13 protein-coding genes are annotated in these 14,844 nt (G+C 61.2%); 6 read left to right on the top strand and 7 right to left on the bottom strand.

The window, feature by feature from the left end:
- Positions 1 to 43 precede the first annotated feature (43 nt).
- On the top strand, positions 44 to 1,444 hold the full coding sequence (locus tag LQ956_RS06380; RefSeq protein ID WP_238622795.1) for an MBL fold metallo-hydrolase RNA specificity domain-containing protein: 1,401 nt from the start codon (positions 44 to 46) through the stop codon (positions 1,442 to 1,444).
- A 155-nt stretch (positions 1,445 to 1,599) separates the two neighbouring features.
- Here the strand turns inward: LQ956_RS06380 and ilvD are convergent, their stop codons facing one another.
- On the bottom strand, positions 1,600 to 3,456 hold the full coding sequence (gene ilvD / locus LQ956_RS06375) for a dihydroxy-acid dehydratase (protein ID WP_238629422.1): 1,857 nt from the start codon (positions 3,454 to 3,456) through the stop codon (positions 1,600 to 1,602).
- A 329-nt stretch (positions 3,457 to 3,785) separates the two neighbouring features.
- Here ilvD and LQ956_RS06370 point away from each other — a divergent pair, with 329 nt between their 5' ends.
- From LQ956_RS06370 to LQ956_RS06355, 4 genes are all read left to right on the top strand, one after another.
- Positions 3,786 to 3,986, top strand: a complete 201-nt coding sequence (locus LQ956_RS06370; protein WP_238622793.1) for a heavy-metal-associated domain-containing protein — start codon at positions 3,786 to 3,788, stop codon at positions 3,984 to 3,986.
- On the top strand, positions 3,986 to 4,450 hold the full coding sequence (locus LQ956_RS06365; protein ID WP_238629421.1) for a DUF192 domain-containing protein: 465 nt from the start codon (positions 3,986 to 3,988) through the stop codon (positions 4,448 to 4,450). Before LQ956_RS06370 ends, LQ956_RS06365 begins: the two co-directional genes overlap by 1 nt.
- Before the next feature lie 169 nt (positions 4,451 to 4,619).
- Positions 4,620 to 6,005, top strand: coding sequence for a sigma-54 dependent transcriptional regulator (locus tag LQ956_RS06360; RefSeq protein ID WP_238622791.1), 1,386 nt, complete (start codon positions 4,620 to 4,622; stop codon positions 6,003 to 6,005).
- A 58-nt stretch (positions 6,006 to 6,063) separates the two neighbouring features.
- Complete coding sequence (locus LQ956_RS06355; protein ID WP_238629420.1) at positions 6,064 to 7,125, top strand: transporter; 1,062 nt, start codon at positions 6,064 to 6,066, stop codon at positions 7,123 to 7,125.
- Positions 7,126 to 7,146: 21 nt separating this feature from the next.
- Here the strand turns inward: LQ956_RS06355 and LQ956_RS06350 are convergent, their stop codons facing one another.
- The 6 genes from LQ956_RS06350 to LQ956_RS06325 all read right to left on the bottom strand — a co-directional run bounded on the left by LQ956_RS06350 (position 7,147) and on the right by LQ956_RS06325 (position 13,232).
- Positions 7,147 to 7,641 carry a hypothetical protein gene (locus LQ956_RS06350; RefSeq protein ID WP_238629419.1) on the bottom strand — a complete coding sequence of 165 codons (495 nt, stop codon included), beginning with the start codon at positions 7,639 to 7,641 and terminating at the stop codon, positions 7,147 to 7,149.
- Positions 7,642 to 7,654: 13 nt separating this feature from the next.
- Positions 7,655 to 8,386 (bottom strand): C39 family peptidase, encoded by a 732-nt coding sequence (locus LQ956_RS06345; RefSeq protein ID WP_238623553.1) that lies wholly within the window; start codon positions 8,384 to 8,386, stop codon positions 7,655 to 7,657.
- A complete protein-coding gene (locus tag LQ956_RS06340) occupies positions 8,367 to 8,726 on the bottom strand; it encodes a hypothetical protein (RefSeq protein WP_238623554.1) in 360 nt (119 codons plus the stop codon). The genes LQ956_RS06345 and LQ956_RS06340 overlap by 20 nt, the downstream gene beginning before the upstream one ends.
- A 105-nt stretch (positions 8,727 to 8,831) precedes the next feature.
- Positions 8,832 to 10,343, bottom strand: coding sequence for a beta strand repeat-containing protein (locus LQ956_RS06335; protein ID WP_238629418.1), 1,512 nt, complete (start codon positions 10,341 to 10,343; stop codon positions 8,832 to 8,834).
- Between the two features lie 289 nt (positions 10,344 to 10,632).
- A complete protein-coding gene (locus LQ956_RS06330; protein ID WP_238629417.1) occupies positions 10,633 to 12,105 on the bottom strand; it encodes a RimK family ATP-grasp domain-containing protein in 1,473 nt (490 codons plus the stop codon).
- Between the two features lie 32 nt (positions 12,106 to 12,137).
- Entirely contained in the window at positions 12,138 to 13,232 is a 1,095-nt protein-coding gene (locus LQ956_RS06325; protein WP_238621735.1) for a peptidase C39 family protein, read from the bottom strand.
- Positions 13,233 to 13,500: 268 nt separating this feature from the next.
- Between LQ956_RS06325 and argA the strand changes: the two genes are divergently transcribed.
- On the top strand, positions 13,501 to 14,844 hold the full coding sequence (gene argA / locus LQ956_RS06320) for an amino-acid N-acetyltransferase (protein ID WP_238621736.1): 1,344 nt from the start codon (positions 13,501 to 13,503) through the stop codon (positions 14,842 to 14,844).

Genomic DNA, 14,844 nt, shown 5'->3' with positions numbered 1-14,844 from the left:
CCCATTCAGGCAAGTTCACCAACACCATGGGAATCCTCTGAACATGTCCAAGCTTACTTTCCTGGGTGCCACCGGCGAAGTCACCGGCTCGCGCTATCTGCTGGAAACCCAACAGAGCCGCCTGTTGCTGGAATGCGGCATCCAGCAGGGCGGTGCGGAGGCCGACAAAGCCAACCGCCGCTCCCTCGGCCACCTGGCCAAAACAGTGGACGCCGTGGTCATCTCCCACGGCCACCTGGATCATGCCGGTCTGCTGCCCAAGCTGGTGCGCGACGGCTTCCAGGGTCCCATCTACTGCACCGATTCAACCCTGGAACTGCTGGGAATCATGCTGCGGGACGCCGCCCATGTCATGTCCAAGGACATTGAATGGGAGAACAAGTGGCGGGAACGGGCAGACAAACCCCTGATCGAACCCGTTTACACCCAGGAAGACGTGGATGCCACCCTGATACTCTGCCGACCCCTACCCTATGGCCGGGCGGAATCCGTGACCCCGGACATTCACCTGACCTTTCGCGATGCGGGCCACATACTCGGCTCAGCCATTGTGGATTTGATCGTGGATGACGGCGGGCGCAAGCGGCACCTGGTGTTCTCCGGCGACCTGGGCAACCCCGACTCCGCGCTGATGCACGCACCGACCCAGCCTGAGCATGCCGACGTGGTCCTCATGGAAAGCACCTACGGCGATCGGGATCATCGTCCCCTGGGGGACACTCTGGAAGAACTGGCCCGGATCCTGACCCAGGCGGACCGGGACGGCGGTAACGTGCTGATCCCTGCCTTCGCCGTGGGGCGGACCCAGGAAATCCTCTATCACCTGGGCATGCTCTACCATGAGGGCCGCTTGCCCCAACAGAAGGTCTTCCTGGACAGCCCCATGGGCATCCAGGTCACGGAACTGTATGCCAGGCGCCGCGGCGCCCTCAACGGCAAGGATCTCAAGCAGCTCCGCCAGGCCTCCGGAGAGCGCCTGGAGGCATCACTGCCCATCCTGCAGTTCACCCGCCGTATGGATGAGTCCATGGCCATCAATCGGATCAAGTCCGGGGCCATCATCATCGCCGGCGCCGGCATGTGTACCGGCGGGCGCATCCGCCACCATCTCAAGTACAACCTGTGGCGCAAACAGAACCACGTAGTGATCGTGGGCTTCCAGGCACGGGGCAGCCTGGGACGCATGCTGGTGGACGGGGTGCAGCGGGTCAAGCTGCTGGGCAGCGAAGTGGCGGTCAAGGCCCAAATACACACCCTGGGCGGGTTCTCCGCCCATGCGGGGCAGCGTCAGCTGGTGGCCTGGGCGAAGGGGTTCAAGGACAAGCCGGTGTTCTACATGGTGCACGGCGAACCCCGGGCCCGGGATGCGCTGGCGAACCTGCTGCGGCAGGAACACGGCATCGATGCCCGGGTGCCGGCGTACGAGGAGACGATCACCCTTTAGCCGGGGTTATGCTTCCCCCCTCATCCCCGCCCTTCTCCCCCCGGGGGAGAAGGGAGAACCTCGCCATAGGCAATCAAATCCCTTTGGAAGGATGCAGGAAAAGCCCCTCTCCCCTTGCGGGAGAGGGGTTGGGGTGAGGGGAAACGCCGAAAAACCTACCGCTTCACCTGCAGCTGGGAAATATCCCGCACCGCACCCCGCGCTGCGGAAGTGGCCATCAGGGCATAGGCCTTGAGCGCCTGGCTCACCACCCGCTGACGGTCCAGCGGTTGCCAGGCCTTGTCACCCCGCTGCTCCATGGCCGCCCGCCGACGCTCAAGCTCCGCGTCCTCCACGGCCATGCGGATCACCCGCGCCGGGATATCGATCTCGATGATGTCACCCTCTTCCACCAGACCGATGTTGCCGCCTTCGGCGGCCTCCGGGGACGCATGCCCGATGGACAGGCCCGAGGTGCCGCCGGAGAAACGTCCGTCCGTCACCAGGGCGCAGGCCTTGCCCAGCCCCTTGGACTTCAGGTAACTGGTGGGGTAGAGCATCTCCTGCATCCCCGGGCCACCGCGAGGGCCTTCATAACGGATGATCACCACATCCCCCGCCTTCACCTGATCACCCAGGATCGCCGCCACCGCCGCGTCCTGGCTTTCGAACACCCGGGCCGGGCCGGAAAACACCAGGATGCTCTCGTCCACCCCGGCGGTCTTGACGATGCACCCTTCCGGAGCCAGGTTGCCGTAAAGCACCGCCAGTCCGCCATCCTTCGAATAGGCATGTGCCACCGCACGGATGCAGCCCTGATCCCGGTCCAGATCCAGAGCATCCCAACGCCGGGACTGGGAGAAGGCCTCCTGGGTCGGCACGCCGCCGGGGGCGGCCAGGAAGCGTTCATGGGCCTCGGCGGCATCGCTTGCGGCCACATCCCAACGCGCCAGGGCATCGGCCAGGGTGGGGCTGTGTACCGTGGGCACACCCCGGTGCAGCAGTCCGGCACGGTCCAGCTCACCCAGGATCGCCGGCACACCACCGGCCCGGTGCACATCTTCCATGTGATACTTCTGGGTGGCCGGGGCCACCTTGCAGATGTTGGGTACCTTGCGGGAGAGGCGGTCGATGTCCGCCATGGTGAAATCCACCTCCCCCTCCCGGGCCGCCGCCAGCAGGTGCAGCACGGTATTGGTGGAGCCCCCCATGGCGATGTCCAGGCTCATGGCATTCTCGAAGGCCTCGCGGCTGGCGATGGCGCGGGGCAGCACGGCGGTGTCGTCCTGCTCGTAGTAACGCCTGGCCAGATTCACCACCAGGCGCCCCGCCTCCAGAAACAGCTCCCGGCGCCCGGCATGGGTCGCCAGCAGGGAACCGTTGCCCGGCAGGGACAGGCCCAGGGCCTCGGTGAGGCAGTTCATGGAGTTGGCGGTGAACATGCCGGAACAGGAACCGCAGGTGGGACAAGCAGAGCGCTCGTACTCCATCACGGTTTCATCGCTCTCATGGGGATCGGCAGCAGCCACCATGGCATCCACCAGGTCCAGGCTGATGACCTGTTCGCCGCGGGTCACCTTGCCCGCCTCCATGGGGCCGCCGGAGACGAACACCACGGGGATGTTCAGCCGCATGGCGGCATTGAGCATGCCGGGGGTGATCTTGTCACAGTTGGAGATGCACACCAGGGCATCGGCACAATGGGCGTTGACCATGTACTCCACTGCGTCGGCGATCAGCTCCCGGGACGGCAGGGAATAGAGCATGCCGCCGTGGCCCATGGCGATACCGTCGTCCACGGCGATGGTGTTGAACTCCTTGGCCACGCCGCCGGCCTTCTCGATCTCGCGGGCCACCAGCTGGCCCAGGTCCTTGAGGTGTACGTGCCCGGGGACGAACTGGGTGAAGGAGTTGGCGATGGCGATAATGGGCTTGCCGAAATCGCCGTCCTTCATGCCGGTAGCACGCCACAGGGCGCGGGCGCCGGCCATGTTACGGCCATGGGTGGAGGTGCGGGATCTGTACTGGGGCATGGTGAACTCCGAAATGCTGCCAAGACCGCACAGTTTACACCGTCGGCTCACGGGACAGAAAAAAAGCGGGCGGGTTACACCACACCGACCGCCGCCCCCCCCTTCCATTCATGCACGGTCACTCCCCTCCATTCATGCATGGTCACTCCCGCGAAAGCGGGAGCCCAGGGGCCGGCCTGCGACTGGATTCCCGCGTTCGCGGGAATGACGTGCTAAGAAGGAGGTAACCTATTAAGGAGGTGACCTTTTCAAACGGGGCCATGTCCTGTTAAACACGGGGATGACTTGTTCAGCCCCCGAAGATTCCGTCATTAAAGGAGGTCCGATCCATGAGCATCACCCTCAATGTCAGCAACATCCAGTGCGGCGCCTGCGCCAACAGCATTAAGAAAGGCCTGGGACAGATACCCGGGGTCCACCAAGTGGCGGTGGACGTGGCCGCGGGCACCGTCACCGTGGATGCCGACCCGACCCTGCGGGACACCCTGGCCGAGCGCCTGGACGAACTGGGCTTTCCGGAAAGATGCTGATGGGAATGGGCCTGCCGCTGCTGGTGCTGCTGCCGGCACTGCTGGTCACCGCCTGCCTGCCCACCCAGGAGCAGGCAGGCGGTGAGGCATCGGACTCCGGCACCCTGGCCATCATCCCCCTGCAGATCGGCACCCATCATCTGACCGCCGAAGTGGCCGACACCGCCGACCTGCGTGCCCGGGGACTCATGTTCCGGGAATCCCTGCCCCCGGACCACGGCATGCTCTTCGTCTGGGAGCAGCCCGAACCGGTGGCCATGTGGATGCTCAACACGCCCCTGCCGCTCTCCGTCGCATTCATCGACGAGGAGGGGCAAATCCTGAACATCGCCCGGATGCAACCCCACAGTCGCACCCTGCACCATTCCACGGGAGCGGCCCGCTATGCCCTGGAGATGCGCCGAGGATGGTTCCAGGATCACGGGGTTCAGTCCGGGCAAACCGTGACAGGACTGCCCCGCTGATTCGCCCGAATCGTCGAAATTATTTACATAAAATAACCTTCACCCATAAGAAATAACGATAAGTCTCTGTAATTAATAAATTTAAAAAAAACGGCGCGATTAATGCATTCAAATCCACGGTCATCTGTCACACGCCGCCAAGGAAAGGGACGTACCGGGGGAGTACCACATGGACCCAGGCCGAGATTCCCATCACCGGCTACTTTGGATCGACTTTTCCCAGGCACCCAGCCCACCGCCGCTGGGCAGCAACTGGCATGTGCTTGCGGCTACAACCCTGGCCGAAGCCGAGGCGTTCCTGCGCCAGAACCCCGTGCCGGTCGGCGCCTTCCTGCTGCAGCCGCCCACCCTGAACACCCTGCCGAACCTGGAAGCCTTTTTGCGCCGGCACCGCGACACCGAATGGGTGGCCCTGGTGGAACCCTCTCTGCTGTGGGACAACCGGATCAGAGAGTTGCTTCGCCATTGCTGCCACGACTTTCACTCCCTGCCCATTGATCCCTATCGCCTGAAAGTGGTGCTCGGCCATGCCTCGGGGATGGCGCAACTGCTCCACACGACCCCCATTCTCCCCGTGAAGCTTCGGGACAGCCCCCTGATCGGGGAAAACCCGTCCATGATCCAGGTGATGCGTACCATTGAAAAGGTGGCCCGGGTGAGCGCCCCGGTACTCATCACCGGAGAAAGCGGCACCGGCAAGGAAGTGGCCGCCAAGGCGGTCCATGACCAGTCCCCGCGGGCCGACGGCCCCTTTGAGGCCATCAACTGCGCCGCCGTCCCCGCCTCCCTGATCCAGTCCGAACTCTTCGGCCACGAGCGCGGGGCCTTCACCGGGGCCCACAAGGCCCGGGCAGGCCGGGTTCAGGCGGCCAACGGCGGCACATTGTTTCTTGATGAGATCGGCGACCTACCGCTGGAAGTCCAGGCAGCCCTGCTGCGATTCCTGCAGAACCAGACGGTCCAGAAGGTGGGCAGCGATCATGAGGAAAAGGTTGATGTCCGGGTGGTCGCCGCCACCCATGTGGACCTGGAAGCCGCGGTCCATTCGGGACGCTTTCGGGAAGACCTCTACTACCGACTGGATGTCCTCCGCTTCGAGATGCCCCCACTCCGGGAGCGGGGCTGCGACTCGGTCTTGCTGGCCAGGCATTTCTTCCGCAAGTTTTCCACTGATCGGACCACCCCGGTCAAGGGGTTCAGCCCGGCCGCCATGGAGGCCATTCGTGACCATCGCTGGCCGGGCAATGTCCGCGAACTGATCAACCGGGTACGGCGAGCGCTGGTACTGTGCGAACATCGCTACATCCAGCCGGTGGACCTGGGACTGGAGGATGTCCTGGTCGCCGAGAGCAAACACGCCAGCCTGGAGACCATCCGCGCGGATGCCGAACGCCAGGCCATCCTGGATGCCCTGCAACTCTGCGAAGGGAATGTCTCCGCCGCCGCACGTCGGCTCGACGTCTCGCGCATCACGTTGTACCGACTGGCCCGCCGCCATGACATCCCGTTATCGGGGCAAGAACCCACGCGGCAGTCCGTGTCCAGCAATCCCTGAAACGTTTCAGCCATGCAGGATCACCCCCACATAGACCTGCCCACATAGGAATGACTGCATGTCACAGTCTGGGAAATTCGTATTTTTCGCAACCGGCTCCATCCTTTCCATCTACCTGGCCTCATCCCCGGCCTGGGCGCAGACCCCGGAAGTCGTGGGGGAACGCCCCCCCGAGGATCAGCGGCAGGCCGATGTGGCAGCGGTCTTCGAAGAGCGTGGACTGCTCACCCCAAAGGGCAAGTGGGTGGTGGAACCCTCATTACAGTACATCCACAGTTCATCCACCACCGTGGCCATCGACGGCTTCACCATCCTGCCGGCCATCGCCATCGGGCTCATCGACGTCAGCGAGGTGCAAAGGGACACCCTCACGGCGGCCATCGCCCTGCGGTATGGCCTGACCGACCGGGTGGAAGTGGGCTTGCGGATTCCCTACGTCTGGCGGGATGAGTCCTTGCGACGCCGGGAGATTCTGGTGGGGACACCCGCGGACCAGGTCACAGGGTCCGATGGCATGGGACTTGGCGATATTGAACTGGGTTTACATTATCAGTTCAATCGCGCAGTCACCGGGAAGCCTTTCTTTATCGGCAATCTGCGCGTCAAAAGCACCACGGGAACCTCACCTTTTGAGGTGGACCGGGTGCCGGCAAAAGACAGTACCGGAGAAGAAATCCCTGGCGTTGATATCTTCCTTGAACAGCCTACCGGCTCAGGGTTTTGGGCGGTACAGCCCAGCCTCACGGTCATTTACTCCACAGACCCCGCCGTGATCTACGGCAACATCAGCTATGTGTGGAACCTGGAAAGGGACGTGGGCAATGACCAAGGCAAGATCGACCCGGGTAATGCCCTGGGCTTCAGCCTGGGGACCGGATTTGCCCTGAACAATCGAACTTCCTTGAGTTTCGGCTATGACCACAGCATCGTGTTCAAAACCAAGCGCGAATTAGGAGACCCTCTCAATCCGACCTTTGACCGCGTGCAGGTGGGAACCTTTCTATGGGGCCTGTCCCACCGCCTGTCGGACCGAACCAGCATGAACTTCTCCGTCGGTATCGGTGCCACCTCCGCAGCACCGGATGCGCAGGTGTCCCTGCGTTTTCCAATCAGATTCTGAGGCATTTTCAGCCCTCAAGGATCAGTAGCTGCGCAATCCCTGGATCAGGCCCGCATCCATGACACGCTGTAGTTCCATCCGGGACAGGTCCAGGCCGGCCAGACCGATATTCATGATGGTGTGGTTGACGATCATCTGCTCATTCAGCGTGTTCTGAATGACGGTGGCCCACCCGGCCCCGGAAAGCTGCTCGATCCGCATGCCGTCCAACCCGGTCATGACGTGGAGGCCACCCAAAGCCTCCAGGCCCACGCGCGTACCGGCCGAGTCAAGCAGGACGGTGTGGGCCATCACCTCACCATTGATGGCGGTGATGCGCTCCAGGCCCAGCGTCAGCTCGAAACCACCTCGCCGCACCAGCCCCCCGCGCTGCTCTGCCAGTTCAGCATCCGGCACCCGCGCCCATTCCAGGGACTCCAGGAAGGAGGGGTCCGCCTTGGACGAGGCAAACGGTGTTGCCGCCACCCACAGAAAGACGGCCATCCTTCGAACCATGCCATGCAGCACGTCACCCATATGCCCTCCTCAACTACCAGTCGGAAGCCCTGGGCAGGGACAGTATGAAATTGGACAGCCCATCGCGTGCCAGTGCCGTCCCGTAGGGTGGTTTCGTCAGCGCATCCCAAGCCACCGGCGCATTGAAATGCTCACGACCACGGCTGACCTCGTCACGGATCAGGAACAGGATATCGTTGCTCCAGATATCCTTGAATCCGGCCACGGAGTAATCCCGAACACCCAAGGCCGGGTCCCCCAGCAATACACGGCCGTCACGAATCCCCTTTATCACAACAAAGTGCCGATACCCGTCAATATCCACCAGGGCGATGGCCGGCACACCCAACTCATCCAGCTTTTCCAGGGGGAGACGAAACCCGTCCGACCCCAGCCCCTGTCGTGTCTGCAGATAGCGCTTCATGTCCAGCATGGAAAAACCCTGCATCCTGATCCGTTCCTGGTCTCCCATTTCGAACATGGCATTGAAGGTATCCTGTTCCGAAACAGGCCGTCCGTAATGATAGGTCAGCAAGGTTGCCAGTGCCGCGGATCCGCAACTGAAGTCATAGCGCTGACGGATCACCGTCTTGAAGCGCATCGCCTGCAGGCTGGTCACGCCCACCTCATGGCTGCCCACAAGACCCGGAACATGCACCACCCCGGATGCCTGCAAACCGGCGGGCAGGGTCAGCATGACAGCACCGACCAGCATGCCCACGACAAATAGCCTCGCCATCACGGCATCAGGGTGAAACATTGACATTCAGTATCAGGGACTCCTGGATGATGACATTATGTCCCGTATTTTGAATGATCGTATTGATACCCTGAGCGTGCTCCAATACACCCATACTCAGGACGTTGTCCCCGCTGGAAAATACCCCCTCCATGGTTGTATTCGAAAGACCCGCATTGGAAGTCATATGACTCAGCTGAAGGGTCGATATATTTTGTTTGGCCCTCTGCATCTCCAGAGTGTCCACATCCACCGCGACGGGCAAAGCAAAATCATCTGCATGAACAGGTAGGAGCATGGTCGTTCCTACCATCAGCAGCATGGTGGTGCCGGCAAGGACTGCTCTTGACTTTTCGTACCCGAACATCCTCGCATACCTCCACAGTCTGGGATTTGGTTTCAGCCGCGAACGGCGGACATGAAGTCCGCCGTTCGCGCAGTACCTGAGCCATCACGAACTCAGGTCCATCTCTCAGTTGCTGCCACCATTCCCGCCCGGCAGACCCAGGTGAGCCTGGACAGACACCTGTTGCTGCACCAAGCTGTTGGTCCCGGCATTCTGTGCCACTTGGGTGATACCTGCGGAGTTGCTGAATCCGCTGTCCCCAATCATGTTGGAAGAGTTATAGCTGCCTTCCCCTTCAATGTACAAATAGGTATCCGTCACCGCACCGCTCAGGTCATTTTCAGACACCACCATGGAAGCAATGTTGACATTGAAAGAGTCAGCCACGCTGTTATCGATGGTCGTCGTAGTCACGACACTGTTATCGGAGTTATTGGAATTATCCGACGAGTTATTGCCCGAGTCGGCAATGTTCGTATTGAAGGAGTCATTGATGCTGTTATCGGAATTATCGGAATTATCCGATTGATCATTACCGGAGTCGGAGATATTGAATGAGCCGTTCACACTGTTATCCGACTGATCATTACCGGAATCGGCAATGCTGGTATTGATGCTGTTGTCCGACTGATCATTGCCGGAATCGGCGATGCTGGTATTGATACTGTTGTCCGACTGGTCATTGCCGGAATCAGCGATGCTGGTATTGGTGCTGTTGTCGGAGTTGTTATCCGCCTGGCTGTTGCCCGAGTCGGCAATGCTGGTGTTGATACTGTTATCCGACTGATTATTGCCAGAATCGGCAATGCTGGTGTTGGTGCTGTTGTCGGAGTTGTTGTCCGCCTGGCTGTTGCCCGAGTCGGCAATGCTCGTATTGATGCTGTTATCCGACTGGTTATTACCGGAATCGGCAATGCTGGTATTGGTGCTGTTGTCGGCCTGGCTGTTGCCGGAGTCGGCAATGCTCGTATTGAGGCTGTTGTCCGACTGGTTATTGCCCGAGTCGGCAATAGTGGTGTTGGTGCTGTTGTCGGAGTTGTTGTCCGCCTGGCTGTTGCCCGAGTCGGCAATGCTTGTATTCAGGCTGTTGTCGGAGTTATTGGAATTATCCGAATTGTTCGAATTGTCCGACATGTTGTTGCCGGAGTCGGCGATGTTCGTGTTCAGGCTGTTGTCGGAGTTGTTGTCCGCCTGGGTATTGCCGGAATCGGCAATGCTCGTGTTCAGGCTGTTATCGGAGTTGTTGTCCGCCTGGGTATTGCCGGAATCGGCAATGCTCGTGTTCAGGCTGTTATCGGAGTTGTTGTCCGCCTGGGTATTGCCGGAATCGGCGATGTTCGTGTTCAGGCTGTTATCGGAGTTGTTGTCCGCCTGGGTATTGCCGGAATCGGCAATGCTCGTGTTCAGGCTGTTATCGGAATTGTCGTTGGCAGAGTCGGTCCAGCTGTTGTTGCCGGAGTCCGATGCCGTATTGTTGAAGGAATCCGCGGCAGTGGCGTTGAAGGAATCATAAGCACCCTGTGCGCTTCTGTCGCCATCACCGTCACCGGGATTACCAACATCCGCCCATGCAGCGCCGGAAAGGCCGAATGCCAGGGCAACAGCGGCTGAAATCGCAGTCTTCTTGAAAGTCATCATGAAATCGTTCCTCCTCACATGGGCCAGGTTCGGATATGCAGGTGCATACGACCTGCCGTACCCGAGGGCTCATTGAGCAAGGACCGAGCCAGCAAAGGAAAAAACCAGTATTAATAGATACTTAAGAATAGGCCGCCCATATTTTTGCGGGATAGTGCCGATTTACCCCGCCAAAACTGTATCTATGCTGTTACACCCCGCCCCGCCTTCAGTGCCGTGAAGATCAAGTACGCACCTTTACCCAAGCGACTTTCAGCAACCTCGGGCCGGGTGTAACAGCCGTGATACATCAACGCCTGCGCATCAGATCCAGACGCCGTACAAAGTCCTTCATGATGGCCTGATACAGTCCCTCCTTGAGTACCTCGTCTTCCACGCCCGCATCCAGATTGGGATTATCATTCACCTCGATCACCATGACGCCGCGCTCGGTCTGCTTGAGATCCACGCCGTACAGGCCGTCACCGATCAGGTTGGCAGCCTTGAGGGCCGTCTTCACCACCAAGGGGGGGGCCTGATCCACCGGCAGGGTGCGGAATCCACCTTGGCGCAGGCTGCCCTTGGCCTGGTGGTTGACGATCTGCCAGTGTTTCTTGGACATCAGGTACTGGCACACGTACAGGGGCTGCTTGTTCAGAATCCCCACTCGCCAGTCAAATTCCGTGTAGACGAATTCCTGGGCCAGGATCAGATCCGACTCCTTGAACAGACGTTTGCTGATCTCTTCCAGCGCCGCCCGGTCCTCCGCCTTGAACACCCCCCGGGAAAAGGAACCATCGGGGATTTTCAGCACCACCGGATAGCCGATCACCTCCTCGGCCGCCAGGATGTTCTCCTTGCGCAGGATCAGCGTCTTAGGCGTGGGCACCTTCTGTCCCGCCAGCAGTTCCGCCAGATAGACCTTGTTGGTGCACTTGAGAATGGAATCCGGATCATCGATCACCACCATCCCCTCGCTGTCCGCCTTGCGGGCAAAACGGTAGGTGTAATGGTCGATCCGGGTCGTCTCGCGGATGAGCAGGGCATCGAACTCGGCCAGACGGCCGAAATCCTTGCGGTCGATCAGGTCCACCTCCAGCCCCAGGGCCTTGCCCTGGCGAACGAACTGGTTCAGCGCCGCCCGATTGGACGGCGGCAGATCCTCGTCCGGGTTCTGCAGGATGGCCAGGTCATACTTGAAGTTTCGCGGCCCCCGCGGCTTGCGCCAGGGACGCTTGAGATAATGGTCCAGAGCCTCGAAGAAGGCCGTTTCCTGCTCCGGGGTCAGGCTGTTCAGGGCCAGGGGCTTGATGGCTTCGATGCGCCACTGACCGACCAGCCTGAATTCCACCTTGAACATGGGCGCCCGAAAGATGGAGAACAGCTGCTGGCCGATCTCGTGCATTTCCTTGGGGGCGCACTGGCCGAAGAAGACCGTGATCTCGAAGGCGGTGGGCTGCAGGCCGGCACGCTTGCGCCCCAGCACCCGGGCCACCTTGCGGTCGATGTCCTCGGTATCCAGGCTGTAGATGGATTTTCTGGACAGGTCCTGCAGGGTACGCACCGTGGGCACCACCTTGTGCTGACGGGCTTCCGCCAGCAGAGAGCAGTAATAGCCTTCGCTCAGGTAACGGTGACTGCGGCACAGGTTGATGACCCGCAGACGGGTATGACTGGAATACCTGGGATTGGTGAGGTAGTCCTCAGCCACCACCACGGGGTATTCGGGGAAATGGGGCTTCCAGTCCCCGGGCTGCTCGATGAGCAGGACGTGATCCGACATGGATAGTGTTCTCCTTTTTGTGGTGGGGAAGACTACGAACGAGGATAGACCACCAGCACGGCCTTGAGCCCGGCCTTGCCGTACCGGGCCATGCGCTCAAAATCCCGCTGCAGGATGGGCATATTGATGGAATCCATTGGGGTTTCACCGTTGTCATAATCCACGAAGGGATCGTGCACGTAGATGAAGTGATCATCAAAACCGGTCACTACCACCCAGTGGGGAAACTTCTCACCGTAGATCTGGTAGGAGCTGATCAGCACCACCGGGATGCCCCCGGCCTCGAAACGGGCGCGCAGATCCGCCGCGCTCAGGGTACCGTAATGGACCGGTACGCACCGCTCCCGCAGCTCATCCAGCATGTCCTCCTGCACCAGCCGCATGACCTCCTTCTTCTCCTCACTGCGCACGGAATCCAGCAGGGGCATGCGCTCGTCGTTCAGGGTGAGTTCCACCCCGAAGCCGCGATGGGCGGCGGAAAGCGCCAGACCGAAAGGGCCGCACCCCCCATGTCCGGCGGTCATGAAAATGGTGGTAGCCTCTCGCCACAGACGCAGCTCCAGACGCCGATCCATGTGCATGGCGGGGTCCAGCGCCTTCATGGCCATCATCACCGATGAAGGTCCACAGGTGAAATCCAGGGTCTGTTCGTAGAAAGGCACCCGCACCATGTCCGGCTGCAGATGCGGCGCCAGGGATTTTTCGTAACGCCAGGCATCCATGTGGTCTTCGTAGTAATCCCCGTACTCGCCGAAGCGGCGATAGCCCAGGGATTCGAACAGGCGGATGGAGGCCTGATTGTCCTTGCGAATCTCCAGGCGCAGATAGGCACAGTCCTGTTCCCGGGCCTCGGTTTCAGCGGCCTCCACCAGTTGCAGGCCGAGACGCCGTCCGCGGGCGGCACCATCCACGGCAATGGAATACAGTCGGGCCATGGACGTGCCGCGACTGAACAGCAGCAGCACATACCCCAGAATCCCCTCCCCTTCGTCAAACACCAGGGTATGGGCCTTACCCTTGGTCAGCAGGTAGCGAAACTGGCGGCGGGAGAGTCGATCACTGGAAAAGCATCGCTGCTCGATTGCCAGCAGAGCGGGGATATCGGAAAGCTGGGCGGGGCGGATCACTAAAGGGAGGACCGGGACGGAAAGGGGGCCCGTAGAGCCGGGAAGATGACGAGAAGTCTACACCACTTAACGATAGCAAAACCGCTGTATCAGCCCCTTGATCAGGTCCTGGGCGGGTTTGGTCTGATCCAGACCCAAAAACTCGTCCGGCTGATGGACCTGACGGATGTCGCCATGATGGAAAACCCGCCGGCCGGGGGATGTCGGCCTGGGGTCCGATTCTATTAGGATATGACCCTTTCCACCGAGCTTTCAGGACATCAAGGTATTGAAACACGCCCCCATCGCCCCCCACGTCGCCTGGTTCCGCGACGCCGCCCCTTATATCAACACCCACCGGGATCGCACCTTTGTGATCGCCTTCGGCGGCGAGGCGGCCCTGCAGCCGGGATTTGCCGCCCTGCTCCACGACATCGCCATCCTGCAGACCCTGGGGGTCCGTCTGGTGCTGGTGCACGGGGCACGCCCACAGATCGAGGCGCGGCTACGCGCCCAAGGGGCTGAAATCCGCTATGTCAACGGCCTGCGGGTCACCGACGAGCAGGCCCTGCGGGCGGTCAAGGATGCCGCCGGTTCCCTGCGGGTGGAGATCGAGGCCCTGCTGTCCATGGGACTGGCCAATACCCCCATGTCCGGGGTGCGGGTGCGGGTCTCTTCCGGCAATTTCGTCACCGCCCGCCCTCTGGGGGTGCGCGACGGGGTGGATTACCTGCACACGGGCGAGGTTCGCCGGGTGGATACGGAAGGACTGCGGCGACACCTCCAGTCCGGCGAGATGGTCCTGCTGCCGCCCATGGGCTACTCCCCCACCGGCGAGATCTTCAACCTCAGCGCCGAGGACGTGGCCATCGCTGCCGCCGTCGCGCTCAAGGCGGACAAGCTGATCTTCTTCAGCGACACCCAGGACCTGCGGGACGGGGATCAGGTCCCCATCACCCATCTCACGGCGGACCAGGCCGAGGAACTGCTCCAGGGACCACGCAGCATCCCCGATGAACTGGCCGCCCACCTGCGCAGCGCCATCACCGCCTGTCGTCAGGCGGTGGAGCGGGTACATATCGTCGATCGGTGCCAGGACGGCGCCCTGCTGATGGAGCTGTATACCCGCGAAGGGGCCGGCACCCTGATCACCGGCGAACGCTTCGAACGTCTGCGCCAGGCGCAGATCGAGGATGTGGGCGGCATTCTGGAACTCATCCAGCCGCTGGAGGCGGAGGGTATCCTGGTGCGCCGTTCCCGGGAGCAGCTTGAGCTGGAGATCGAACGGTTCTCCGTGATCGAACGGGACGGCATGATCCTGGCCTGCGCGGCCCTGTATCCGTTCCCGGAGGAGCAGGTGGGAGAACTGGCCTGCGTGGCGGTCCACGCCGACTATCGGGGGGGCGGTCGCGCCGAGATGCTGGCGGAATATCTGGAGTCACAGGCACGGACCATGGGCATCACACGGCTGTTCGTCCTCACCACGCGAACCGCCCACTGGTTCCGGGAACGGGGGTTCGAGCCGGGCGAACTCAAGGCCCTGCCCATCACCCGGCAGCAGATGTACAACTATCAGCGCAATTCCAAGATCTTCATCAAGCCCCTGCCGGAGGCCCGACGCAAGCCGGGCTGA

It is taken from the genome of Ectothiorhodospira lacustris (assembly GCF_022227845.1).
In the GTDB taxonomy this organism is placed as follows: Bacteria; Pseudomonadota; Gammaproteobacteria; order Ectothiorhodospirales; family Ectothiorhodospiraceae; genus Ectothiorhodospira; species Ectothiorhodospira lacustris.
Note: the sequence above shows the minus strand (reverse complement) of the source record. Positions and strands in the feature narration are given on the sequence as shown.